This window comes from Nitriliruptor alkaliphilus DSM 45188 (assembly GCF_000969705.1).
Classification (GTDB): domain Bacteria; phylum Actinomycetota; class Nitriliruptoria; order Nitriliruptorales; family Nitriliruptoraceae; genus Nitriliruptor; species Nitriliruptor alkaliphilus.
In genome coordinates, this window is sequence record NZ_KQ033901.1 from 2815999 (window position 1) to 2839808 (window position 23810).

21 protein-coding genes are annotated in these 23810 nt (G+C 72.2%); 11 read left to right on the forward strand and 10 right to left on the reverse strand.

Features of this window, described 5'->3' with window-relative positions:
* Positions 1-48 precede the first annotated feature (48 nt).
* The 5 genes from dapF (at position 49) to erm (ending at position 4745) form a co-directional block, all read left to right on the forward strand.
* Positions 49-987, forward strand: coding sequence for a diaminopimelate epimerase (dapF, locus tag NITAL_RS13175; RefSeq protein ID WP_052666713.1), 939 nt, complete (start codon positions 49-51; stop codon positions 985-987).
* A complete protein-coding gene (gene hflX / locus NITAL_RS13180) occupies positions 924-2531 on the forward strand; it encodes a GTPase HflX (RefSeq protein ID WP_211262396.1) in 1608 nt (535 codons plus the stop codon). Before dapF ends, hflX begins: the two co-directional genes overlap by 64 nt.
* A gap of 26 nt (positions 2532-2557) precedes the next feature.
* Positions 2558-3100 (forward strand): cysteine hydrolase family protein, encoded by a 543-nt coding sequence (locus NITAL_RS13185; protein ID WP_083441540.1) that lies wholly within the window; start codon positions 2558-2560, stop codon positions 3098-3100.
* Positions 3097-3738, forward strand: coding sequence for a hypothetical protein (locus NITAL_RS13190; RefSeq protein ID WP_157041816.1), 642 nt, complete (start codon positions 3097-3099; stop codon positions 3736-3738). The genes NITAL_RS13185 and NITAL_RS13190 overlap by 4 nt, the downstream gene beginning before the upstream one ends.
* Positions 3739-3971: 233 nt before the next feature.
* Positions 3972-4745: a 23S ribosomal RNA methyltransferase Erm gene (gene erm, locus NITAL_RS13195; RefSeq protein ID WP_052666720.1), complete on the forward strand. Its 774-nt coding sequence runs from the start codon at positions 3972-3974 to the stop codon at positions 4743-4745.
* 56 nt (positions 4746-4801) lie between these two features.
* Here erm and NITAL_RS13200 read toward each other — a convergent pair whose 3' ends face one another.
* Positions 4802-5224 (reverse strand): hypothetical protein, encoded by a 423-nt coding sequence (locus NITAL_RS13200; protein ID WP_052666722.1) that lies wholly within the window; start codon positions 5222-5224, stop codon positions 4802-4804.
* Positions 5225-5437: 213 nt separating this feature from the next.
* Positions 5438-6118 carry a transcriptional repressor LexA gene (gene lexA / locus NITAL_RS13205; protein WP_083441542.1) on the reverse strand — a complete coding sequence of 227 codons (681 nt, stop codon included), beginning with the start codon at positions 6116-6118 and terminating at the stop codon, positions 5438-5440.
* A gap of 328 nt (positions 6119-6446) precedes the next feature.
* Here lexA and NITAL_RS13210 point away from each other — a divergent pair, with 328 nt between their 5' ends.
* Positions 6447-6890, forward strand: a complete 444-nt coding sequence (locus NITAL_RS13210; RefSeq protein ID WP_052666724.1) for a hypothetical protein — start codon at positions 6447-6449, stop codon at positions 6888-6890.
* 436 nt (positions 6891-7326) lie between these two features.
* Here the strand turns inward: NITAL_RS13210 and nrdR are convergent, their stop codons facing one another.
* Both nrdR and NITAL_RS28065 read right to left on the reverse strand, forming a co-directional pair.
* On the reverse strand, positions 7327-7794 hold the full coding sequence (gene nrdR, locus NITAL_RS13215; protein WP_052666725.1) for a transcriptional regulator NrdR: 468 nt from the start codon (positions 7792-7794) through the stop codon (positions 7327-7329).
* A 132-nt stretch (positions 7795-7926) separates the two neighbouring features.
* Complete coding sequence (locus NITAL_RS28065; RefSeq protein ID WP_052666727.1) at positions 7927-8505, reverse strand: TIGR03086 family metal-binding protein; 579 nt, start codon at positions 8503-8505, stop codon at positions 7927-7929.
* A 334-nt stretch (positions 8506-8839) separates the two neighbouring features.
* Between NITAL_RS28065 and NITAL_RS13225 the strand changes: the two genes are divergently transcribed.
* Positions 8840-9607 (forward strand): hotdog family protein, encoded by a 768-nt coding sequence (locus NITAL_RS13225; RefSeq protein WP_052666729.1) that lies wholly within the window; start codon positions 8840-8842, stop codon positions 9605-9607.
* A 44-nt stretch (positions 9608-9651) separates the two neighbouring features.
* Here the strand turns inward: NITAL_RS13225 and NITAL_RS13230 are convergent, their stop codons facing one another.
* Entirely contained in the window at positions 9652-10539 is an 888-nt protein-coding gene (locus NITAL_RS13230; protein WP_052666730.1) for a GNAT family N-acetyltransferase, read from the reverse strand.
* A 287-nt stretch (positions 10540-10826) separates the two neighbouring features.
* Between NITAL_RS13230 and NITAL_RS13235 the strand changes: the two genes are divergently transcribed.
* A complete protein-coding gene (locus NITAL_RS13235; RefSeq protein ID WP_052666732.1) occupies positions 10827-12224 on the forward strand; it encodes an amidase in 1398 nt (465 codons plus the stop codon).
* A gap of 77 nt (positions 12225-12301) precedes the next feature.
* Complete coding sequence (locus tag NITAL_RS13240; RefSeq protein ID WP_052666734.1) at positions 12302-13222, forward strand: pirin family protein; 921 nt, start codon at positions 12302-12304, stop codon at positions 13220-13222.
* Positions 13223-13231: 9 nt separating this feature from the next.
* On the opposite strand, the gene NITAL_RS13245 is transcribed toward NITAL_RS13240, so the two are convergent.
* The 5 genes from NITAL_RS13245 to NITAL_RS13265 all read right to left on the reverse strand — a co-directional run bounded on the left by NITAL_RS13245 (position 13232) and on the right by NITAL_RS13265 (position 18448).
* Entirely contained in the window at positions 13232-13603 is a 372-nt protein-coding gene (locus NITAL_RS13245; protein ID WP_052666736.1) for a response regulator, read from the reverse strand.
* Positions 13600-14589 (reverse strand): PAS domain-containing protein, encoded by a 990-nt coding sequence (locus NITAL_RS13250; RefSeq protein ID WP_169786834.1) that lies wholly within the window; start codon positions 14587-14589, stop codon positions 13600-13602. Before NITAL_RS13250 ends, NITAL_RS13245 begins: the two co-directional genes overlap by 4 nt.
* A 93-nt stretch (positions 14590-14682) precedes the next feature.
* A complete protein-coding gene (locus NITAL_RS13255; RefSeq protein WP_052666739.1) occupies positions 14683-15924 on the reverse strand; it encodes an AI-2E family transporter in 1242 nt (413 codons plus the stop codon).
* A 190-nt stretch (positions 15925-16114) separates the two neighbouring features.
* Entirely contained in the window at positions 16115-17509 is a 1395-nt protein-coding gene (locus tag NITAL_RS13260; RefSeq protein WP_211262397.1) for an AI-2E family transporter, read from the reverse strand.
* 141 nt (positions 17510-17650) lie between these two features.
* Positions 17651-18448, reverse strand: coding sequence for a hypothetical protein (locus NITAL_RS13265; RefSeq protein ID WP_052666741.1), 798 nt, complete (start codon positions 18446-18448; stop codon positions 17651-17653).
* Between the two features lie 642 nt (positions 18449-19090).
* Between NITAL_RS13265 and NITAL_RS13270 the strand changes: the two genes are divergently transcribed.
* Positions 19091-21907, forward strand: a complete 2817-nt coding sequence (locus tag NITAL_RS13270) for a vitamin B12-dependent ribonucleotide reductase (protein ID WP_083441546.1) — start codon at positions 19091-19093, stop codon at positions 21905-21907.
* 325 nt (positions 21908-22232) lie between these two features.
* Positions 22233-23660 (forward strand): hypothetical protein, encoded by a 1428-nt coding sequence (locus NITAL_RS13275; RefSeq protein ID WP_052666743.1) that lies wholly within the window; start codon positions 22233-22235, stop codon positions 23658-23660.
* Positions 23661-23810 lie beyond the last annotated feature (150 nt).

Sequence of the window (23810 nt, forward strand, 5' to 3'; positions counted from 1 at the left end):
CCCTCAGCCTCGGCCCAGGACGGTACCCCCGGCGTTACCCTCGGCGGGATGGACGCGATCAAGGCGCATGGCACCGGGAACGACTTCGTGGTGCTCCCCGACGTGGACGACCGGCTCGAAGTGCCGGTCGCGCTCGTGCGCGCCCTGACCGACCGTCGCCGGGGGATCGGCGGCGACGGGGTCATCCGCCTCGGTGCGCCCCCGGCCGACCAGCCCGACGCCGACGTGTTCATGGACTACCGCAACGCCGACGGCGGCGCGGTGGAGATGTGCGGCAACGGGGTCCGCGTCACCGCCAAGCTCGCGGTCGACCACGGCCTCGTACAGCCCGTGGACGGTGACGTCGCCGGCACCCACGGTGAGGTTGTCCGCGTCGCGACCCGCGGCGGGACCAAGCCCGTGGTCGTGCACCGCGGCGAGGACGGCACGGTCGCCGAGGTCACGGTCGACATGGGCCCGCCGATCGTGGTGCCGGCGGAGGTGCCGTTCGAGACCGACGACCAGGACGCGCTGCAGCACGATCTGCAGGTCGGTGGTCAGGTGCTGTCGGTCAGCGTGGTCTCCATGGGCAACCCGCACGCGGTGACCGTGGTCGACGACGTGACGACGGCGCCGGTGACCACCCTCGGCCCGCTGGTCGAGGTGCACCCGCGGTTCCCCGCCAAGGTCAACGCCGGCTTCGTCGAGGTCGTCGACCGCGGCTCGGTCCGGCTGCGGGTCTGGGAGCGCGGCGTCGGTGAGACCGCCGCGTGCGGCACCGGCGCGTGCGCGGCGGTGGTGGCCCTGCAACGTCTCGACCTCGTCGACCCGGTCGTGGCGGTGTCCCTGCCCGGCGGGGTCCTCCAGGTCACCCACCTACCTGGCGGGACCGTCACCATGCGTGGTCCCGCCACCGAGGTGGCCAGCTGCCACCTCACCGACGATTGGCTCCGGGACGCGGCCGACGACGCGCCGCACCGCGAGCTCGTGAGAGGAACGTTCCCCTGACCGCGCGACGACCCGACGACCAGCACCACGACGACCGCTTCGGCGACGACCGCTCCGGCGACGACCAGGCCACCGACGATCTGCACGCCGCGACCGAGGGCAGCCTCGAACGCGTCGGTGACCTGGCGGACGACGACCGGGCGCTCACGCGTGCCGAGCTGCGCCGCCGACGCCGGGACGTGGTCGAGGAGGGCGCCCCCCAGGAGGGCGTCGACATCATCCGGCCCGTCGAGCGGGCCGTGATCGTCGGTGTCCAGCTCCCCGGCCGCACCGCCGCCGAGGTCGAGGCGTCCCTCGACGAGCTGACCTCGCTGCTCGACACCGCCGGCGCCGTGGTCGTCGAGCGAGTCGTGCAGCGCCGCGACGCGCCCGACAGCGCGACCTACATCGGCCGCGGCAAGGTCACCGAGCTCAAGGACCTCGCCGCGGCGATGGACGCCGACGCGGTCGTGTTCGACGACGACCTCGCCCCGGCCCAGCAGCGCGCCCTGGAGGAGGGGATCCGGCAGAAGGTGCTCGACCGCACCATCGTGATCCTCGACATCTTCGCCCAGCACGCGACCTCCCGCGAGGGCAAGGCCCAGGTCGAGCTCGCCCAGCTGACCTACCTGCTGCCTCGCCTACGCGGCTGGGGGACCGCGCTGTCCCGCCAGGCCGGTGGCCGCGTGGCCGGCGGTGGCGGCATGGGTGGTCGCGGGCCGGGTGAGACCCAGCTGGAGGTCGACCGCCGGCGGATCATGCGCCGCATGACCAAGCTGCGCCGCGACCTCAAGGATTTCGCCCAGATCCGCGAGACGAAGTCCGCCGACCGGGACCGCAACCGCGTCCGGGTCGCCGCCATCGTCGGCTACACCAACGCGGGCAAGTCGTCGCTGCTCAACCGCCTGACCGGCAGCGAGGTCCTGGTCGAGGACAAGCTGTTCGCGACCCTCGACCCGACCGTGCGCCGTCTCGACCTGCAGGATGGGTCGGACGTGGTGCTGACCGACACCGTCGGGTTCGTCCAGAAGCTGCCCCACGGTCTCGTCGAGGCGTTCAAGTCGACCCTCGAGGAGTCGGCCAAGGCGGACCTGCTGGTCCACGTGGTCGACGCCTCGCACCCGGAGGCCGAGCAGCACATCGTGGCGGTCCGCGAGGTGCTCGAGGAGATCGGCGCCGACCAGGTCCCCGAGCAGCTCGTGCTCAACAAGATCGACCAGGCCGACCAGGCCACCGTCGACGCGCTGTCCCGGCGGCTGCAGGTCGAGCTCGGCGCGGACCCGGTCGCGGTGTCGGCGTGGACCGGCGAGGGCGCCGACGACCTCGTCGAACGCATCCAGCTGCGCCTGCCCGGCCGCCGCGTGCGGGTCACCGCCAACCTCCCGTACGCGCAGGGTGAGCTGGTCGCGCTGGCCCACCGCCGCGGCAACGTGGTCAAGGAGGTGCACGACGACGAGGGCACCGAGCTGGTGGTCGACCTCGACGTGCGCGCGGCGAGGCAGCTGCGCCCCTATCTGCTCGAGGATCCGTTCGCCGAGGAGCCCGAGGCCTGGGAACGCGACTGACGGCCGCGGCGCGAGAGGAGTCCAGGGTGGCGCGTGCGTTGGTGGTCGTGGACGTGCAGCGCGGGTTCGACGACCCGTCGTGGGGACGCCGTGACGAGGTCGACGCCGAGGCGAACATCGCCCGGCTGATCGGCGCGTGGCAGGACCGCGGCGACCCGATCGTGGTCGTGCGGCACGACTCGGTGCAGGACGGCTCGCCCCTCCGGCCCGGTCAGCCGGGCAACGACCTGGTGGACGCGGTCGCCGCCGTCGAGCCCGCGCTGCTGGTGATCAAGTCGGTCAACTCCTGCTTCTACGGCGAGCCGGACCTGCACGCCTGGCTCCAGGGCGCCGGGCTCGGCGAGCTCGCGATCTGCGGGATCACCACCTCCCACTGCTGCGAGACCACCGCCCGCATGGCGGGCAACCTCGGCTACGACGTGCGGTTCGTCCTCGACGCGACCGTCTCGTTCGACCGGCCGGCCGTCGGGGGAGGGGTGGTCACCGCCGAGGAGATGCGCCGGGCGACCGCCGCTGCGCTCGACGGTGAGTTCGCCGAGGTGGCGACCACCGCCGAGGCGCTGCGTTGAGCAGCAGCGGGGTGCTCGCGCTCCGCGCCGGCCGGCGCCTCGCGCGGCTCCGGCCACCGGAGACCGAGCCCGCCGCGATGGTCTGGGCCGCGTTCGACGAGGACCAGCGGACCGAGCTGCTGCGCAGCGCCGCGGACGGCCGTCACGCGACCCAGCCCGACCGGGCGGTGGTCCTGGCCGCGCTCCAACGCCAGATCGAGGACCGTGCGTGCCGGTGGCCCGGGGTGCACCTGCTCGCCGTGGTCCTGGGGATCACGGTGGTGTTGGGCGTGACGGGCAGCCCCTGGACAGCGCTGGTCATCGCCTGGCTGTGGGCGGTCGGCGTCCTGGCCGATCCGGTGCAGGTCACCCGGGCTCGGCGGGCCAACGAGCAGCTCGCCCGCGACGGCGGCTACCCGGTCCCCGCGGACGACCGGCGGACGACCTGGGGGATCGACCGGCCGGTGCTCGGTGACCCCCTGGTCCCCGTGTCGGTGGTCCTGACGGCGCTAATGATGCCCGTCCAGGCTGCCGATCTGCACCCCATCGCGGCCGCCCTGTGGTTCCCGGGCACGACGGTGGCCCTCGCCGTCCTCGTCGCGACCCCCCGCGCCTTCGTCCGCGGCCTCCGCGAGGGTCGCCCGCGCCCGACGTCGTGACGATCGGCGCGGTAGGGTCGCGGCATGCAGAACCTGGTGATGTACCTCTGATGTGAGCCCGCGGGCACCGCGAACCCTCCCGGGTCGCGGTGCTCTGTCGTGTCCGGATCCGGATGACAGGGCTCACCGTGGCTCGCCATGGTTCCTCGGGGCGTGGTCCCCGTTCCGCCTCGGGGCGTCCGCCCCGCTCGTCGTCGGGGCGTCCGCCCCGCGACGCCCGCAGCCAGCGCGACGTGCGTCGTCGCCAGCTCGGTCAGAACTTCCTCACCGACGACCGCGTCGCGGCGCGGATGCTCGACCTCGCCGCGGTGGCCCGCGGTGACCTGGTCGTGGAGTTCGGCGCAGGTCGGGGTGCGTTGACGCGCCCGCTGCTCGATCGTGGGGCGCGGGTGGTCGCCGTCGAGCTGGACCCCACCTGGGTCACGGCACTGCGCCGCGACCTCGCCGGCCGTCCGGGCCTGGAGGTCGTGGCCGGTGACGCCTTGGAGGTGGCGCTGCCCACCGAGCCGTTCCGGGTGATCGCCAACCCGCCCTTCGGGGCGACGACCGCGATCCTGCGCCGGCTCCTCGGTGGCGCCGTGCCGCTCGTGGACGCCACGCTGCTGCTGCAGCTCGAGACCGCCCGGCGGGTCAGCGGTGCGCCGGCGGTCGGGCGGTTCTCGCTCGGGTGGGCGCCGTGGTTCGAGCTGACCGTCCACGACCGGGTGTCGCGGCAGGTGTTCCGTCCGGTGCCGGCCACGGATGCGGCCATCCTCCAGGTCCGTCCCCGCCCGGTGCCGTGGTTGTCACCGGCGCGGTTCGCCGAGTGGGACGCCTTCGTGGACCGGGTGTTCCGGGCGTCGGGTCGGACGGCGGCGGACCGCCTCGAGGTGGCCCTCGGGTCGAAGGTGGCCCGGACGGTCAGCCGTGCGGCGGCGGTGGAGACGGTGCGTCCGCCGTCGCGCCTACCGGTCGAGGCGTGGCTCGCCCTGTTCCGGGCCCTGCCTCGCCGGGACGTCGACCGGTGACGGACACGACGATGGCCCGCCCGAGGGGGACCGGCGGGCCATCGGTGTCGCTGTGGTCAGGTGCGGACCGGCTGCTCGACGACCTGACGGACGTCACGCATGCCGAGGCCGATGAGGACGAAGATCACGCCCATCCCGGCGGCCATCGCGGCGACACCGAACGCCAGGATCGAGGTGAACAGCGAGGCCTGGAGGAAGGAGGAGTTCATGGCCATGTCGCGGCGCGGGTCCTCACGGTCGAGCTCGGCGTAGGTCAGACCGTCGGTCGAGGCGAGGGTGTGCTCCTGGATGATCTGCGCCTGGCAGTAGGCCGTGAACGGGCCGGTGACCTCACGCTCGGGCAGGCAGGCATCGTCGGGGGTGGTGATGTTCTGCTCGGCGAGGGTGCTGCTGACCAGTGCCCAGGTGGCGATGCCACCGACGATCAGCAGGACACCGAGGACGATCGATCCGATGGAAGCGAGTGTGCGGGCGGTCACGTGAGCCTCGTGTGTGGGTGCTGGGACCGTACGAGCGCCACCCTGCGGCTGGCAGGGCCGTCGGGCCCCGGACGAGGTGACGTTCTCGGGGCGGGACCCTGCAGTTCGGCCCCGGTGGCGACGGCCCGACGGCCCAAGCCCGCGCGCACCTGCCGGGCGCACACGGCGATGGCCCGCCGGGGTCCGGCGGGCCATCGATGCGGGGTGTCGTCGTCAGTTGACGCTGCGCAGCACCGTGACGATCTTGCCCATGATGTGGGCATCGTTGTCGGCCGTGACCGGGATGGGCTCGAACCGCTCGTTGGCTGGGTCGAGGAAGACCTCACCGGCCTTGGTGCGACGGAAGAACTTCACGGTCGCCTCGCCGTCGATGAGGGCGGCGCACATCTCGCCCTGCTCGACCTTCGGCTGCTCGCGCACGACCACGAGGTCGCCGTCCATGACACCGGCCTCGATCATCGACTCACCGCGGACGCGGAGCATGAACAGCTGCCCGTCGCCGACCAGCTCCTTCGGGAGGGCGTAGACCGACTCGACCCGCTCCTCGGCCAGGATCGGACCACCGGCGGCGATCTCACCCACGAGCGGGACGTTGCGTCCCGACGACGGCCGCACGGCGAGGTCGGTGTCGGGGTCACGTCCCATCTCGAGGGCCCGCGGCTTGGTCGGGTCCCGGCGCAGGTACCCCTTGGCCTCGAGGGTCTCGAGCTGCGCGTGCACCGACGAGGACGACTTCAGCCCGACGGCGTCGCCGATCTCGCGCACCGACGGCGGGTAGCCGTGGGCGTCCACGTGGGCGTGGATGACCTCGAGGATGGCGCGCTGACGTTCGGTGAGCTCACCGGTGTTGGCGGCGCGGGCGGCAGCGATGTCGGTCACGGGCGGGTCGGTCACGAGCGGGTCCTGAGCTGGACCTTGGGGCGGTTGCGAGCTGGCCACGTGGAGGCTCCCTCGTCCGAACGGGCGTTCGCCACGCTACCACGGTCGGTCGCCGCACGCGAACACCCGTTCGGCACGTTGGGGCTTGACCACCGAACGCGCGTTCGGCAGGGTGGTGGAACAGGTGTTCGACGAACAGCCGTTCGGGCCGCCCCGGGCCACGTGGGATCCGTGTCACACCCCCGGCGCAGGATGCGACCCACACCGGCACCACCGGCACCACCAGCACCACCAGCACCCAGGGACACCACCGAGCACCACTCAGCCCGTAGGAGCCACCCCGATGAGCGCCCAGCCCACGATCGACGTCCAGCCGACGCCAGCCCCCCGGTGGACACCCGTCATCGTGCCCGTCACGACGTCCGAGCGTCGTGCACGGTTCGTGCCCGCGCTCACCGCACCGCCCACCGCTGCCGAGGTCGCCACCCTGCGGCCGGCCACCCGCGCCTCGGCGTGGCGGCGGCGGATCGGTGCGGTGGCGGTCCTCGTCCTGCTCGCCTTCCTGCTGACCGTGGCGATCGGCCGGGTGACGGCGGGCGCGGACCTCGCCGACCCGGTCGCCGGCACCGTCACCGTGGGACCGGGCGAGACCCTCTGGGACGTGGCGGCCGCCACCGCACCGGCGGGCGTCGACACGCGTCAGCAGCTCGAGGCGATCGTCGACCTCAACGGGTTCGACGGTGGCTCGGTCGACCCGTGGACGGTGATCCTGCTCCCGGCCCGCTGACGGCGGCCACTCCCACCGGCCGCCGCAGTCGGAAGACCCCCGCCCCGGCGGGGGTCTGCCCGTGCCACGGGCGCGGGCGACGGTCGTGGGGCCGCACCAGACCGGACCCCGCCCGGCAGTGAACACGCGGATACGCGGGTTCCCTCGCTTCTGGGGCGGTCGGTGGGGCTGTGTCTCGCCGTGAACACGCGGATACGCGGGTTCCCTCGCTTCTGGGGCGGTCGGTGGGGCTGTGTCTCGCCGTGAACACGCGGATACGCGGGTTTCCTCGCTTCTGGGGCGGTCGGTGGGGCTGTGTCTCGCCGTGAACACGCGGATACGCGGGTTCCCATGCTGCTGGGGCAGCCGGTGGGGGGGGACGCCGGGCGGCCGCTGCACCGTGCCGGCTCCCGGGAACCGTCACCCCTGCGCCGGTTGTGGGGGCGGGCTGGCGGGGTCAGGCGGACTTCGGTGGGGCTTCCTTGCGGAGGACCGAGAGTTCCTTCTCGAAGTCCTCGGGGCCCTGGAAGTCCTTGTAGACGCTGGCGAAGCGCACGTAGGCGACATGGTCGAGGTCACGGAGCTGGGCGAGGACCTCGAGGCCGACCTGCTCGGAGGTCACCTCGGTGACGCCGAGGTCGCGCAGGGAGGTCTCGACAGCGGCGCTGGCGCGGTCGAGTTCCGCGGCGGGGACCCGGCTCTTGGCCGCCCGGCTCATCCCCTCGAGGACCTTGGCGCGCGAGAACGCCGACACCGTCCCGGACCGCTTGCGGACCAGCAGCTCGGGGCGCTCGATGCGCTCGAAGGTGGTGAACCGGTGGCCGCAGGCGCGGCACTCGCGGCGCCGGCGGATCGCGTCGCCGACCGGGACGGGGCGCGAGTCGACGACCTTGTCGTCGTCGAGGCCGCAGACCGGACAGCGCACCGGTGTCTCCCGGGAGTCGGGCCCGTCACCGTGAGGTCGGCGCCGGGGGGCCGGAGGGCCGGCCGCACGGGCGGAACCTACGACCCGGACGACCTCGAGGCGAGGACCCTGGTGCGCTCGGCAACCGGTCCGTCACGGCTGGCGACCGAACGCCACGAGCAGTTGCTCCTGCGGGCCCCTCGGCTGGTGCGCTGCCCTCGGCCCGATGGCGCCGGCCGCCCGGTAGGCGTCCTCGTTGTCGGCGAACCAGTCGGCACACGCGTCGACCAGCTCCGGATCGAGCCGCTCGTCGGCGCCGACGGCCCGGGCGAGGTCCCACCCGTGGATCAGGTGGTCGGCCGTCACCTGCCAGACGTACTCGGTCGCGGGCACGTCGCCGAACGAGAGGTGGACCACCCGCTCCAGGGCGCCGGTCTCGGCCGCCGCGGCGATGGCGCCGGCCGCCGCGTCGTGGACCGCCTGCGGGGGGACGGCGCCGATGCGATCACCGTCGAACGCGTCACCGACGTCGGCGATGGTCCTGCCGGCGAGCAGTGGTGGCGTCCACAGGTCCTCGATGGCGACGTGGTTGACCAGCGCTCGCACGTTCCAGTCGGCGCACGGGGTGGGCAAGGTCCAGTGGTCGGGTTCCAGCGCATCGACCTGCGCGGCGAAGCCCTCCAGCGCCCGCTGGTGCAGCGCCGCGAGGTTGGTCACGGTCCGGGTGATCATGTCGCTACCTCCACGGTGGTTCGATCGGGTCCTGCCTCCGACGGTGACGGTCCGGGGTTGCAGCCAGCTTGCGACCGGCGTGTCGCACCAGCCTCCCCCGGCGTCCGCGAAGATGCCAGCGACCGCGGACAGGGCGCGGCACGTGCGCTGAGCCGGCCCCACGTGAGGGACCGACGCTGAGGGCCGCCACGCCCACGACGGGACGGTCGGGGCCGCTCGATAGGGTCGCCGCCCCCGATGACGAGGTGTCGCACTGACCAGCTGGCTGCCCGTCGGACCGCCCGAGCTCGGCATCACCATCGGTGCGGACGCCGACATCGCGGACGGCTGGCTCGTGCGTCCGTTCCGCGCCGCGCCGGGTCTCGATGGTCCCGCCGGGATCCTCCAGGGTGGTCTGGCCACCGCCGTGCCGACGGCCGCGGCGCGCCTCGCCGACCCGTTCGGGGCGCCGTTGACCTCGGTGGTGGCGCGCCTCCACGCGCCGACACCGCTCGGCGCCGACCTGACCATCGCGCTGCGGCCGGGCGGCGGGGTCGCCCACCACGAGGTCCAGCTGCGTCACGGGGACACGCTGCTGGTGTCGGCCAGCGTCGAGCTCGCGGGCCGCGACCAGCCGCCGGCCATCCCCGACCTGGTCGAGCTGGCCACCGGGCCGATCCCGGAGCTGGTCCTCCACCCGACGTACCCCGACTGCTTCGTGTGCGGACCGGGCAACACCCACCCCCACGCGCAGCGCTGCGCCATGGGGCACGTCAACGACGAGGCGGTGGTCCTGCCGTGGCTGGTCGACGACGCGCTCGCCGAGCCGGGTCCGACCATCGACCCGATCCTGGTCTCGGCCGTGCTCGACTGCCCCGGCGTCTGGGCCGCCACCCCGGCGTTGACCGCCGCCGGGTTCGCGGGGTGCCTGCTCGGAGGCATGGAGGTGCGCTGGTACCGCGACGCACCGGTCTACGAGGTGCTGCGGGTCGCCGCGCGGTTCGACGAGCTGACGGGCCGCAAGATCCGGGTCCGCACGGCGCTGCTCGACGAGGAGGGTCAGGTGTACGCGGTCGCCTCGGCGCTGCACATCGCCGTCAACGAGGTGCCGCGCCTGTCCTGACGTGCCACCGGCCGCTCGCCCGACACCTCACCGGGGCCGGTCGGTCACCGCTGGGCGTCGCGCCGTTCGACCAGGACACGCCGGCCCGTCAGGCCGGCGGGGGTGTCCCATTCGTCGACCGCTTCGAGGCGCCCGTCACCGCGACGCTGGATCCGCGCCCGGCCGTGCCCGACGACCTGGTCCGGCGCCTCGCCCTTGTGGTCGATCAGGTGGACGAAGTGGTAGGTGAGGACGTCGCCGACGAGCACACCGGCGAGTTCTCCCTCGCTGATCTCGTGGCCGTCGTAGCGGGCGATGGCCCGACGGCCCTCCTGGAGGAACTTGATGAGCATCCCGTGGGCGGGCGGGCCGGAGGTGGTCTCCTCGACCGCGAAGCTGAGCCCGTGGAGGTCGTAGCCGTGCTCGTCGCCGCGGTGGCGCCCCGCACGCCAGTCGCCGCGGGTCAGCGCGTACCCCCACTCGGAGGCGAGGTCGCCGTCGGTCTGCAGGAACGAGTCGCGGTAGCGCGCCTCCATCCGGAACCCGGCGGCGTTGAACGCGCGCTGCATCGGGACGTTGTCCTCGTGGGCGCGGCCGGCGAGACGGACCAGGTGGTGGCTGGCGGCGAAGTGGTGGTCGGCGAGCTGGCGCAGCACCTCCCGGCCGACGCCGCGGCCACGCAGGTGGGGCGAGATCCGGATGTCCATGTCCGCGTCGGGGCGTGACAGCCCCGTGACGAGGGCGAGCCCGCCGGGCTCCCCGTCGACCACGATGGCCCAGGCGAAGCGGTCGTCGGAGGCCCAGACGCCCTCATCGAGCTCCGCGGCGAGCTTCTCGTCGTCCCAGTCGTGGGTCCGGGCGTAGGTGGTGGTGGCGGATTCGTCGAGGCGGACCGCCCAGGCGGCATCCTCACCGGTCAGCACTCGCAGGTGGACCTCGTGGCGTGCACTCACGGCCGGCTCCCGTCGGTCGCTTGGCCGCGGGTCCCCGTGGGTGCCGCGGCCAGGTGGTCCCGACCGGGGAAGCGGCCGGGGTGGTGCGCGCCCGCACGCGCGACACCGAGTGGTCCTGGTTGGTCCGTGGTCCGGTGGGCCGAACCGGGCCCATTCTGCCGTACGCGGGCGACACGTGCCGGGCGTCGTCCCCGGCCGGAGGGGTAGCGACGCGGGAACGTGCGGTCCCGAGGCGGGGTGTGCGCTGACGCCTCGTAGGCTGGTGACTTCTCGAGCCAGGAGCGCGCGTGTCCGGCGTCACCGCCGCCGACGGCCAGTTGGTCGGCCGCCCCGCCGTGGAACTGGCCGCCGCCGTACGCAGCGGCACCGTGCGTGCCGTGGACGTGGTCCGCGCCCACCTCGACCAGATCGCGTCGGTCGAGCACCGCCTCGGCGCGTACGTGACCGTCATGCAGCGCGAGGCGATGGCCGCCGCCGAGGCCGTCGACGCCCACCCGAACCGGGCGTCGTTGCCGCTCGCTGGCGTGCCCGTCGCGATCAAGGACGTCGCGGCGGTCGCGGGCCAGCCGACCCGCCACGGGTCGCTGGCGACCTCGCCCGCCCCGGCCGAGGCCGACGAGGAGGTCGTGGCCCGGTGGCGTGCCGCGGGCGCGGTGATCGTCGGCATCACCCGCTGCTGCGAGCTGTCCCTCTGGGGAACCTCCGACGACCCGTCGGGAACCGCCGTGTCGCCGTGGCAGCCGACCCGGACCGCCGGGGGCTCCTCCGGCGGATCCGGCGCCGCCGTCGCTGCGGGGACGGTGGCGCTGTCGCTGGCCACCGACGGGCTCGGGTCCGCGCGCATCCCGCCCGGCTGCTGTGGCCTCGTGGGGATCAAGCCGGGCCGTGGCCTCGCCCTCGAGCGGATGCCCGACGGCCGGCCGTTCTGGTTCGGGATGTCGCGGTACGGACCCATCGCCACCTGCGTGGCCGATACGGCGCTCGGGCTGGCCACGATGACCGGACGTCCCGAGCTCGCGGACGTCACGCCGCCGGAGCGGCCGCTGACGGTCGCAGTGTCGTGGGCGCCGCCGGCACCGGGCATCCTGGTCTCGCGACCGTGGATCGACGCGGCCGCGGAGGCGGCTCGTCTGCTGCGGCACGCTGGCCACCGGATCGTGCACGCCGACCCGCCGTACGAGCTGGCGACGGTGGTCGCGGCCCTGCTGCGTTGGACCCAGACGGTCTCGGAGGACGTCCGCCAGCTGGTGGTCGACCCGGACGCCCTCCAGGAACGAACGCGCCGGCACGGTGCGCTGGGGGACCGGTTGGCTCGGCGTTTCCCGGTCAGCGACGCGCAGGCCGAACGGTGGCACACCCGCGTGGAGCCGCTCCTGACCGATCACGACGTGCTGATCACCCCGATGTTCGCCAAGGCGCCGCTGCGCGCCCGCGCGTGGCACCGCGACGGGTGGCTGGCCAACGTGGTGGCCAACCTGACCACCTACCCGTTCGCGGCGGCGTGGAACCTCGCCGATGTGCCAGCTGCGACCGTCCCGATGGGCTCGCACGGGGGGCAGCCGCTGGCGGTGCAGATCATCGGCCGTCGGGGCAGCGAGGCGACGGTCCTGTCGGTCGCCGCCGAGCTCGAGCGGCTCGCCCCGTGGCCCCGCCACGCGCCCGCCTGGGGCGTCCCCGCAGCCTGATCCGCACGCGGCGGCCCTGGCCGGACCGGCCGCGGGGGCGTACGGTCACCTCCAGAGTCGTTGCGGAGGGAACCATCGTGAGCGGACCGGTCGAGCCACGGGACCGCGACTGCGAGGACGAGCTCCTCGCCGGCATCGAGACGCGGGAGGGGCGGGCCGCGCAGGTGGGCGGCGTCGACATCGTGCGGGTCCTGCCGACCAAGGGACGCCGGACGGTCGGCGCGTGGTGCTTCGTGGACCTGATGGGGCCGGTCGACGCCGAGCGGCCGGACCCGCTGGAGGTCGGCCCGCACCCGCACATCGGCCTGTCCACGGTGACCTGGCTGCTGGAGGGCGAGGCGCTGCACCAGGACTCGCTCGGCACCGAGCAGGTGATCCGGCCGGGGCAGCTCAACTGGATGACCTCCGGCCACGGCATCTCGCACGCCGAGCTCGCCGCGCAGCCGCCGTTCCGCGGTGTCCAGATGTGGGTGGCGCAGCCGGAGGGCACCCGCCACGGCGAGGCGAGGTTCGAACACCACGGCGAGCTGCCCGAGGTCGACCTCGACGGGGCGTCCGGCACGGTCCTGGCGGGCCGGGTCGGCGACGCGGTCTCGCCCGCGCGGACCGACACGCCGCTGGTGGGGGTGGACCTGCAGGTCCGGCGGGGCCGCACGGTCGTGCCGACCGCCGGCTCCTTCGAGCACGCCGTGGTGCCGCTCGACGGCCGGGTCAAGGTCGGCGCCGAGGTGGTCGAGCCCGGGTGGGTGGCGCTGGTGCCGGCCGGGATCGACGAGCTGCCGCTCGAGGTCCACGAGGACGCCCGGCTGCTGGTGCTCGGTGGCGAGCCGCTCGGGGAACGGGTCGAGATGTGGTGGAACTTCGTGGCGCGCGACCGCGACGAGATCACCGCCGCGTGGCGTGACTGGGACCGGCGCACCGAGCGGTTCGGCGACATCGACTCGCAGCTCGAGCGCATCGAGGCACCGCGGCCGCCGTGGGTCCCCGCCGACCGGTGAGCGGGCGGTTCAACCGACCGAGGTGGCGACCTCGTGCAGGGTCGGCACGACACGGTGGAAGTCGGTGCCCTTGACGAGGCACGCGGCAGCGCCGAGTTCGCACGCCCGGGCGTGGGTGGTCTCGTCGGTGAAGCCGGTCAGGACCACGGTCGCGGGCCGGGGCTGACCCTGGAGCTGCTCGAGCACCTCCAGGCCGTCGAGGCCGGGCAGGCCGAGGTCGAGCAGCAGCAGGTCGGGGTCGTGGGTCCGGACCGCCTCGAGGGCGGCGACGCCGTCGGCCGCCTCGGCGAGCACGGTGAAGCCGCCGTCCCGGTCGAGCAGCAGGCGCAGCAGGCGGCGCAGCCCCGGCTCGTCGTCGACCACCACCACCGTGCGCGTCACGCCGGACCGTCGTCGGTCGGGCGGACCCGGAGGGCGCCCGGCTCGATGGTGCCCTGGACGGTGGCGACCTCGGCGAGCAGGTCGGCGACCACCAGCTGCGCGGCCTCGACCGCAGCCATCGCTTCGGTGCGGGCGGTGTCGATCTCGTCGAGGTCCAGGGCGAGCACCACGGTCGACAGGGCCTGGACGACGCTGTCGTGGAGGGTGAGGGCGGTGCGCTGTTGCTGCTCGGCGCGTTGGACGAGCGCGGCGTGGCGTTCGAGCTCGACCTCGTCGGTGACGTCGGTGACCACCCCGAGGACGTACAGCAGCTGCCCGTCGTCGTCGGTGATCGGCTCGCCACGCGCGTCGACGGTGCGGATGGAGCCGTCGGGGCGCACGATGCGGTGGCGGTGGTTGACGACCGCTTCGGAGCGGGCGACCGCCTCGGCGACGAACGTGCGGTCGTCGGGGTGGATGTGGCCGATGTACCGCTCGGTGGTGGGTTCGACCTCGCCCGGTTCGTACCCGAGCAGCCGGAACAGCTCGTCGGTCCAGGTGACCTCACCGGTGGTGACGTTCCAGTGGTAGAGGCCGGTCCCGGTCAGGCGTGTGACCTCCTCGAGGCGCCGCTGGGCCTCACGTTCGGTGGTCACGTCCAGGGCGATGCTGACGAACAGGTCGTCGCCCATCGCGACGGACACCGCGTCGAGGGTGCGCCGGCCGGTCGGCAGCTCGCGGACGACCTCGTAGGCGAGCCGGCCGTGTTCGCGGGTCTGGCGGAACTGCTCGATGATCTGCGGCAGGTAGCGCTGCGGGTAGACCTCGCTGATGCAGCGCCAGGCGACGTCACGGGGCTCCATGCCGACCAGCTCGGCCGTGCCCGGGCTGGCCCACTCGACGACCGCATCGTCGCCACCGTCCCAGCGCACGACGACGATCTTGATGGGCGCGAGCGCGGCGACGTGCTCGAAGGCCTGCCCCCACCACGAGGGCCGTCCGATCACCACGCTGGTCCGATCACCACGCTGCTCCGATCACCCGCGTCCCCCCGTCCCGAGAGGCCAGGGTAGGGGCATGTCACGTCCGTGGCGGGCTCGTCAGGTGGGTGGCCGGCGGCGCTTCTCGAGCACGGTCGGTGGGGCCACGGTGTGGCCGATCTCCTCGGGGCCGACGGGCGTGGGCCCACCGGCGGTGATGGTCCCCTCGTGCAGCTCGTGGCGCAGGCGCAGCTCGTTGGCCACTGCCGACGCGACGGCCGACAGCGGGACGGCCAGCAACGCCCCGATGATGCCGCCGAGCAACGCGCCGGCCACGATCGCGAGCAGCACCACCGCCGGGTGCAGCGCGACGGACCGGCGCACCAGCACCGGCTGGAGGAGCTGCCCCTCGACCTGCTGGACGGCGAGGACGACACCGAGCACGGCCAGGGCGGTGAACGGGCCCCCGCTGGCGAGGGCGACGAGGACCGCGACCAGGCCGCTGACGGTCGCACCGACGACGGGCACGAACGCGCCGAGGAAGACCAGCAACGCCAGCGGCAGCACCAGCGGCACGCGCAGGGCCATCAGCGCCAGGCCGATCAGCAGCGCGTCGACGGCCGCGATGAACGCGGTCCCGCGGATGAAGCCGGACAGTGCCATCCAGGCGCGGGCGCCGGAGGCCCGGGTGACGTTGCGGTACCCCGGGGGGATGCGGGCCAGGATCCAGCCGACGATCTGCTCGCCGTCCTTGACCATGAAGAACAGCAGGACCAGGGCGAGGACCAGACCGGTGATGAGCTCGACCACCAGGATCGCGCCGGCGGCGAGCTGTTCGGCGATCTGGCCGTTGTCGCCGGCGCCGAACTGGGCGCCGAGCTGGCTGAGCAGGTCCTCGAGGTCGCTTCGGTCGTAGTCGAGGGGGCTGGCCGCGACGACCTCGAAGATGCGCTCGAAGGCGGCCCCGAGGGTGGGTTGCAGCTCACCGACCTGGTCGGTGAACGGCGGGACGAGCGCGGCGATCAGGCCTCCGACGACGGCGACGCCCCCGCCGACCACGACGCCGGCGGCCAGGGCCCGGGGCCAGCCGCGGGCTTCGAGCCGCCGCGCCGGCGGGACGCAGAGGGTGGCCAGGACCAGGGCGATCAGGACCGGCAGGGCGACGAGGGCGAGGCGCCGGACGACGGTGATGAACGCGGCGGCGAGCAGCAGCAGGACCAGCAGGCGCCAGGCCCACGCCGCCCCGGTGGCCAGCCACGAGGGCACCCGGCGTGCGTCGTCGCCGCCGTCGGGGCGCCGCCAGCTGGAGCGCCGCTCACCGCGGCGGCGCTCGACCTCGTCGTCCGACGCCTGCTGGTCCACCCTCGTCGCCTCCCGCCCCGGCCGGGCGGCTGCACCCGCCACCCCGCCTGCGGGTGACGCTAGCCGTGGAGGGTGACACGCGTCCGGCCGTGGTGGGCGGTCGGACGTGGTCGCACGTCGACGCCCGTCGGGACCTCGCTGCCGTCGCGGCGCTGCCGGGCGCTCGGAGGCGGGAGATCAGAGGCGGCGGTCAGAGCTGGTCGGTGGGGACCGGATCGTCCGGGGGTCCGAGCGGGTCGGGTTCGTCCTCGACGGGTTCGCCGCGCTCCTTGGCCTCGTGACGCAGGCGCAGCTCGTTGCCGACGGCGGAGACGACGGCGGCGATGGGGACGGCGAGGAAGGCGCCGATGATCCCGATGAGCAGACCGCCGGCGGTCAGGGCGGCGAGGATGACCACCGGGTGCAGCGACACCGCGCGGCGCATGATGACCGGCTGGAGGACGTTGGACTCGAACTGCTGCACGCCGACCACGATGGCCAGCACGATCAGGGTGGTGGTGAAGTCGCCGGTGGCGGCCAGGGCGACCAGCACGGCGACGAGCCCGGCGATGAACGCCCCGATGACGGGGATGAACCCGGCGAAGAAGGTCACCACGGCGATCGGCAGCACCAGGGGGATGCCGACGATGGCCAGCCCGACGCCGATGCCGATGGCGTCCACCAGGGCGACCAGGGCCGTCCCGCGGATGAACCCCGACAGGGCGGTCCAGGCGCGGCGGCCGGTGGCGCGGACGGTGTCGCGGTGGGCGTCGGGGGTGCGGGCGATCATCCAGGCGACGATCTGCTCGCCGTCCTTGACGAAGAAGAACAGCAGGACCAGCGCCAGGGCCAGGGCGGTGATGCCTTGGACGATGGCACCGCCGGCGGCGGCGAGTTGGCCCGCCAACGCGCCGGTCTGACCCCGCAGCTGCTGCAGGCCCTGGTCGATCAGATCCTGGATCTGGGTCTGGTCGTAGCCGAAGGTGCGCTCGACGAAGCCGAACAGGTCCTCGAGGCCGGCGGTGACGGTCGGGCCGAGCTCCTGGACCTCCTCGACGAACGCCGGGGCGAGCAGCGCGATGATCCCGGCGAACGCGCCGAGGGCGCCGAACACCACGACGGAGGCGGCGGCGCCGCGCGGGAACCCGCGCCGCTCGAGCGCCCGGGCGGGGGGGACCAGGAACGTGGCGAGGATGAGCGCCACGATGATCGGCAGGGTGACGAGGCCGAGGCGGACCACGACCACCAGCAATGCGCTCGTGCCGATGAGCACGATGATCAGACGCCACATCCAGGCGGCGAGGCTGGCGAGCCACGACGGCACCCGCTCGGCCTCCAGCGTGCCCGACCCGGTGACGGCGGATCCCTCGTCGGCGATGGGCTCGGACGCCGGGGCCTGCACGACGGGTTCGGACGGCGAGTCCTCGACCGGCTCGGCTGGCTCGACCGGCTCGACCGGCTCGGCTGGCTCGACCGGCTCGGCCGGCTCGACCGGCTCGGCCGGCTCGGCCGGCTCGACGGGCTCGGCTGGCGCGCTCGTGGCCAGGGGCTCGGCCGGCTTCCCGTCAGCGGGGCCGGTGTCCGTCGGGGTGGGGCGGTCGTTCACGCGTGTCTCCGGGCTGTCCGGGGCGGTGCGGCGTGCCCTGGCCCCGTTGCGGGGGAGGCTACGCGACCAGGCTGCGTGGCCGGCCCCACCGTGTCCGCGAGGCTCGATCCCGGTCGGTCCTGTCGGGCCCGCCTCCGAGGTTCAGTCCACCTTCCGGATGGTGTGGATCGACACGCCGCCGTCGCCGGGTCCGGTGCGGCACGTCTCGGGGACCGCGTCGCTGTCCGCGCCGAGGTGGCCGCCACCGGCCTCGACGCGGTCGCCGATGGCCACGCGTGGCTGACCGTGCTGGTCGTGGATGGTCCCGTCCGGGGTGATGGTCCACCCGGCGGGCCACAGGATGGTGGTGGGCGTGTGGTCGCCGTGGGCGATGTCGCTGTCGATGGTGAGGCACCCCGTGGTGGGGTCGCCGACCAGGATCCCGCCGATGGCGGCCAGCATCCCGCCGCAGAGCGAGCCCTCACCGGGCAGGTCGATCGCTGCCGCCGGCGCGTCGGCCGGGTCCCAGACGGCGCAGTCGGGGACCGTCACCTCGACGGCCGGGTGGTCGGCGAGGTCACCGAGGGCTTCCTCGGCGGCATCGAGGTCCCCCTCGAAGTCGATCCACACCACGCCCCGCGCGGTGTCCGGTCCGCCCGACATCGCCGCACCCAGCGGCATCAGCCGGTCGAACACCTCCTCGGACAGCGCGAGCAGCTCGGCCTCGGTCAGGACCGGGCGATCCGCCGTGGGGCCGGCGTCGGGAGCCGGGCTCTCGTCGCGGTCGGCCGCCTCGGGCGCAGCCCCGGCATCGTCGTCCACCCGCGTTCCCGAGATGGTCGCCGTGGCCTCGGTGCCGGCCACCGGCTCGCCGCGGCCACAGCCGGTGATCAGCAGCGCGAGGCCCGCCGCTGCGGCCACCAGGCGGAGGCTCGGGGAGAGGTGTTCGGACCAGGACACGGGCGCTCCATCGGCGAGGCGGCAGGTCTCGGGCGGTGGGACGTGCGGGCAGGCTCGCCGGTTGCGACCGCGTCACGCCCCGGTGGCCGGACCCTCGCACGGCTCCGTGCGTGCAGCGCGCTGCTTGCCGACAGCGTGCGGTGCACGACCCTGTGCAGCAGCCTGTGGACGGACCCCAACATGGTGTGGACAGCGGGGGGCACGGCGCTGTGCACAACCCGCCGACCACAACATCTTGTGGCCTCGACCCGGTATCGACCCCCACCTGTTGTGCGTTGAAGGGGATGGCCCCCCGTGGAGGTGCTTGCGTACGGTCGGCTCGTCAGGTTCAGTCATCGACCGGACGACACGCGTGTAGTTCCACCGCTGGGAGCCGCCACCGCTGGTCCGAGGAACGCCTCACGGGGTGCCCTCGCACCACCGGGACCGGGAGAACGGCGCCCCCCACCGATGGACACGCGCGATCGGCCGTCGCGACCCGGACCCTGTCACCGACGATCCTGTCACCGGCAGCCCTGTCGCACCGCACCACGACGATGAGCCCCAGCGCCGGCCCGATCCGCCGGGAGGGGCACCAGAGACGCACGATGACGCAGGACGAGCCGACGATGTCGACCAGGTCGACGTAGAGGAGCCACAGGGATGGCGGACACGAACCGCAACACCGCAGCAGCGACGGGGGCCGACGACCTGACCGTCGAGACCGGCGACACCGCCGTCCAGGTCACCGGGACCACCCCCGGTCTGTCCTTCACGCGCTTCTTCACCCGCCCCGACGTGCACCCCTACGACGAGCTCCAGTGGGAGATCCGCGACGCGGTCCTGACCAACTGGCGCGACCAGACCATCTCCTTCGAGCAGCGCGGGGTCGAGTTCCCCGCCTCGTGGTCGATGATGGCGACCCAGATCGTCACCCAGAAGTACTTCCGCGGGACCCTCGGCACCCCCGAGCGTGAGTCCTCGGTCCGCCAGATGATCGACCGCGTGGCCGACACCATCACCGGCTGGGGCCTCGAGGGCGGCTACTTCACGGGCGAGGACTCCGCCGAGGTCTTCAAGGCCGAGCTCAAGCACCTCCTCGTGCACCAGAAGGCCGCGTTCAACTCGCCGGTCTGGTTCAACGTCGGCGTCGAGGACGAGCCGCAGTGCTCGGCCTGCTTCATCCTCCAGGTCGAGGACACCATGTCCTCGATCCTCAACTGGTACGTGGAGGAGGGCACGATCTTCAAGGGCGGCTCGGGCGCCGGCATCAACCTCAGCTCCATCCGCTCGTCCAAGGAGATCCTCAAGGGCGGCGGCGAGGCATCCGGCCCGGTCTCGTTCATGCGTGGCGCGGACGCGTCGGCGGGGACGATCAAGTCGGGCGGCAAGACCCGTCGCGCGGCCAAGATGGTGATCCTCAACGTCGACCACCCCGACATCGAGGAGTTCATCTGGACCAAGGCCAAGGAGGAGAAGAAGATCCGCATCCTCCGCGAGGCCGGGTTCGACATGGACCTCGACGGCGAGGACTACGCCTCGATCCAGTACCAGAACGCCAACAACTCGGTGCGCGTCACCGACGAGTTCATGAAGGCCTACGAGGAGGGCACCACCTACCCGGTGCGTGCCGTCACCACCGGCGAGGTGATCGAGCACAAGGACGCCCGCGACGTCATGCGCCAGATCTCCCAGGCCGCCTGGGAGTGCGCCGACCCGGGCCTGCAGTACGACACCACGATCAACGACTGGCACACCTCGCCCGAGCACGGCCGCATCAACGGGTCCAACCCGTGCTCGGAGTACATGCACCTCGACAACTCGGCCTGCAACCTCGCGTCGCTGAACCTCAAGAAGTTCTACGACTACGAGGCGCACCGCTTCGACGTCGAGGCGTTCAAGCGCGCCGTCGAGGTGGTCTTCACCGCCCAGGAGATCATCGTCGGGTTCTCCTCCTACCCGACCGAGGGCATCGAGAAGAACGCCAAGGCCTTCCGTGAGCTCGGCCTCGGGTACGCCAACCTCGGTGGCCTGCTGATGAGCATCGGTCTGCCCTACGACTCCGACGAGGGTCGGGCGTGGGCCGGCGCGATCACGGCCCTGATGACCGGGCACGCCTACCGCACCTCCGCCGAGCTCGCGAAGGTCCAGGGCGCCCACGACGGCTACGCCAAGAACGAGTCGGCGATGCTGCGGGTCATCGGCAAGCACCGCGCCGCGGTCGACGAGATCGACCCGCGTCCGGTGGCGCCGGACCTGCTCGACGCGGCCCGCACCGCGTGGGACGAGGCGCTGGAGATCGGTGAGGAGCACGGCTACCGCAACGCCCAGGCGTCGGTCCTGGCGCCGACCGGCACCATCGGTCTGATGATGGACTGCGACACCACCGGCATCGAGCCGGACCTGGGTCTGGTCAAGATGAAGAAGATGGTCGGCGGCGCGTCGATCGAGATCGTCAACCAGACCGTGCCGCAGGCGCTGCGCCACCTCGGGTACGCCGAGGAGCAGGTCGAGGCCATCGTGGCCTACATCGCCGACAACAAGACCATCCACGGTGCGCCGGCGCTCCGCGAGGAGCACACCCGGGTGTTCCAGTGCGCCATGGGTGACGACGCGATCCACTACATGGGTCACGTCGGGATGATGGCGGCGGCCCAGCCGTTCATCAGCGGCGCGATCAGCAAGACTGTTAATTTGCCTGAAACGGCAACTATTGAGGATGTCGAGCAGTTGCACCTCGACGCGTGGAAGCTGGGGATCAAGGCGATCGCCATCTACCGCGACAACTGCAAGGTGGCCCAGCCGCTGTCGGTCTCCAAGAAGGAGAAGTCGCCGGCCGAGATCGCCCAGCAGGTGGCCGAGGCGCACGTGCCGATGCGGCGCAAGCTCCCCAAGACCCGTCCGTCGCAGACCATCAGCTTCACGGTCGGCGAGGCGAAGGGCTACATCACCGCGGGTGAGTACCCGGGGGATGGGCTGGGCGAGATCTTCGTCAAGCTCGGCAAGCAGGGCTCGACGCTGTCGGGGCTGCTGGACGCGTTCGCCATCTCGGTGTCGATCGGGCTGCAGTACGGCGTGCCGCTCGAGAGCTACGTGTCGAAGTTCATGAACATGCGCTTCGAGCCGGCCGGCATGACCGACGACCCCGAGATCCGGTTCTCGACGTCGATCGTGGACTACCTGGCCCGCAAGATCGCGATCGAGTACCTGCCGTTCGAGAAGCGCGAGGCCCTCGGGATCTTCACCCTCGAGGAGCGGACCCGCATGCTCGACGAGGGTGCCGGCCACGAGGAGCCGAGCGTGCCGACCGCGCCGACGCCCCAGGCGGTGGCACAGGCTGCGCCGATCCCGATGTTCGAGGGCAGCAGCGTCCCGGTCGACCACGACGCGCCGATGTGCTTCGAGTGCGGCATCAAGATGAAGCGCGCCGGTGCCTGCCACGTCTGCGAGTCCTGCGGCACCACCAGCGGCTGCAGCTGATGATGGTTTGCACACTGACATACCCGGGATTTGCAGGTATCTGACAGTGGATCTTGCACTGATGTCAGCGATTCTTGCACTGTGACATCAACTCCCGGCAGAACGACCGAACGGCGCCCCGTAGCTAGGGGCGCCGTTCGCCGTGGTCGCTGTTCACGCTCCGACGTTCCGGAGCGCGTTCGGCCCCGAGCGGAGCCGCAGACGACACGTCGTTTCCGATGTGAAGTCGTCCGCATCCGCATGGTGCGGCTTGATTCGCGGTGACGAGGACCCGAGCAATCGAAATCGCGGCGTGTGGGTCGCCGGGGCACCGAGAGGGAGACCGATGAAGTTCAGCGATCACTTCGGCATCGCGAGGAACGCGACGGACGACTGGTTCGATCCGGACCTCCACGTCGACACGAGGCTCTTCGTCGACCCCTTCTTCCTATGGGAGGAGGACCCGAAGTCGCCCTGGGGCGACGCGCATGACGAGCTTCTCGACCACTTCAAGCGCTGTTACACGCTCGTAAGCATGGGTGGGGGGCCGACCTCCAACAGCGGCCGGTCCGCTGCAGCACTTCTGAGGTTCCCTGAACCCGACGAGTTCTGCTTGGGCTACACGTCAGCGGGCACGCGGGGGACGGGCGGGGGGAAGGGTCTGGCTAGACGCATGCTGAACGGCATCGCGGTCGCCGTACGCGCGGGTCTCACGAACCCTCAGCACATCGAGGAGGTCGGCTTCCTGACCGAACGCGTGGGCGCCGACGGCATCTCGGACGCGACGTGCAACATCCTGAAGGGCCGGTTCGTCGAGTACACCCAGCAGGTCGCCACAGCCCGCGGAGTCCCCACGAAACAGCATCAGGTCAGGAATGCCGCCGTCGACCTGACGACCGGTCGTTGGATCTCCCGAACTCACGAGCTCCCTACAAGGCCCGACGGTCGTCCCGTCATCCTCGTGCCTCAGCGCTTCCTCAGTGCTTTGCCCGTGTTGAACGCCAATGACTGGTTTGACTCGTCACTAAACTCCGATCTGCGGAACGCCATGAACGTGCGGGTTGGTCAGCGAGTACCGAAGAGCGAGATAGTCGAACTGGCTCGGCGCCACCCAGAACGGATCCATCGCTGGGCTGATCACGTCAGCAAGAACGGACTCGCCTCGTCCTACGACATGGAAGACGACCCACTCGGCGTCGTTCAGTGGCAGGAAGCCGGCAAGAAGTATGCCTCGGCCCACCCCCTGACGACCGCGTCGCCAGCAACGCAGGACGAGCTAGAAGCCTTCGTCGATGCAGTGATTGAGCACTTCAAGCACTTCGTTGAGCAGGAACGTGGCTGGTCGCTCCTCTGGAACGAGAACGGGTCGGAGAAGAGGGAGGAGGCGGCGCAGCTGCTGATGTTGGGAGTATCGCGTGCGTACTGCCGGATGCACGGCGTCGAGATGGATCGCGAAGTCGAGATGGGCAAGGGGCCTGTTGACTTCAAGCTGTCGTCCGGCCCAACACTTCGCGTCTTGATTGAGGTTAAGAAGCTGCATAACGGCAAGTTCTGGGATGGTCTTAGAGTTCAGTTGCCGACATACATGAAGTCGGACAAGTGTGAACAGGGGCGTCTTCTGGCCGTCCGATACAGGGATCGCGGTTCCAGCACCGACCGCATCAAGGACGTGCCGAAGTATGTGGCGGACGTTGTAGCCAACGGTTTCGACGTCAAGCTTGACATCGTAGATGCTCGGCGGCCCAAATCGGCCTCGAAGGCCGGGAGCGTCTAGCAGAATCGTCGGAGTACTCTCCACCTCTTCCAGCCGGTGAGCGCAGAGTGACTTACTCGCTCAACCGCACACATGGTTTACGGATAACGGGCTGGCGGCGGGTGGTACAGTGCCGCAGCTCGGTCAGGCCTCGTCAGGCTCCCGTAGTTG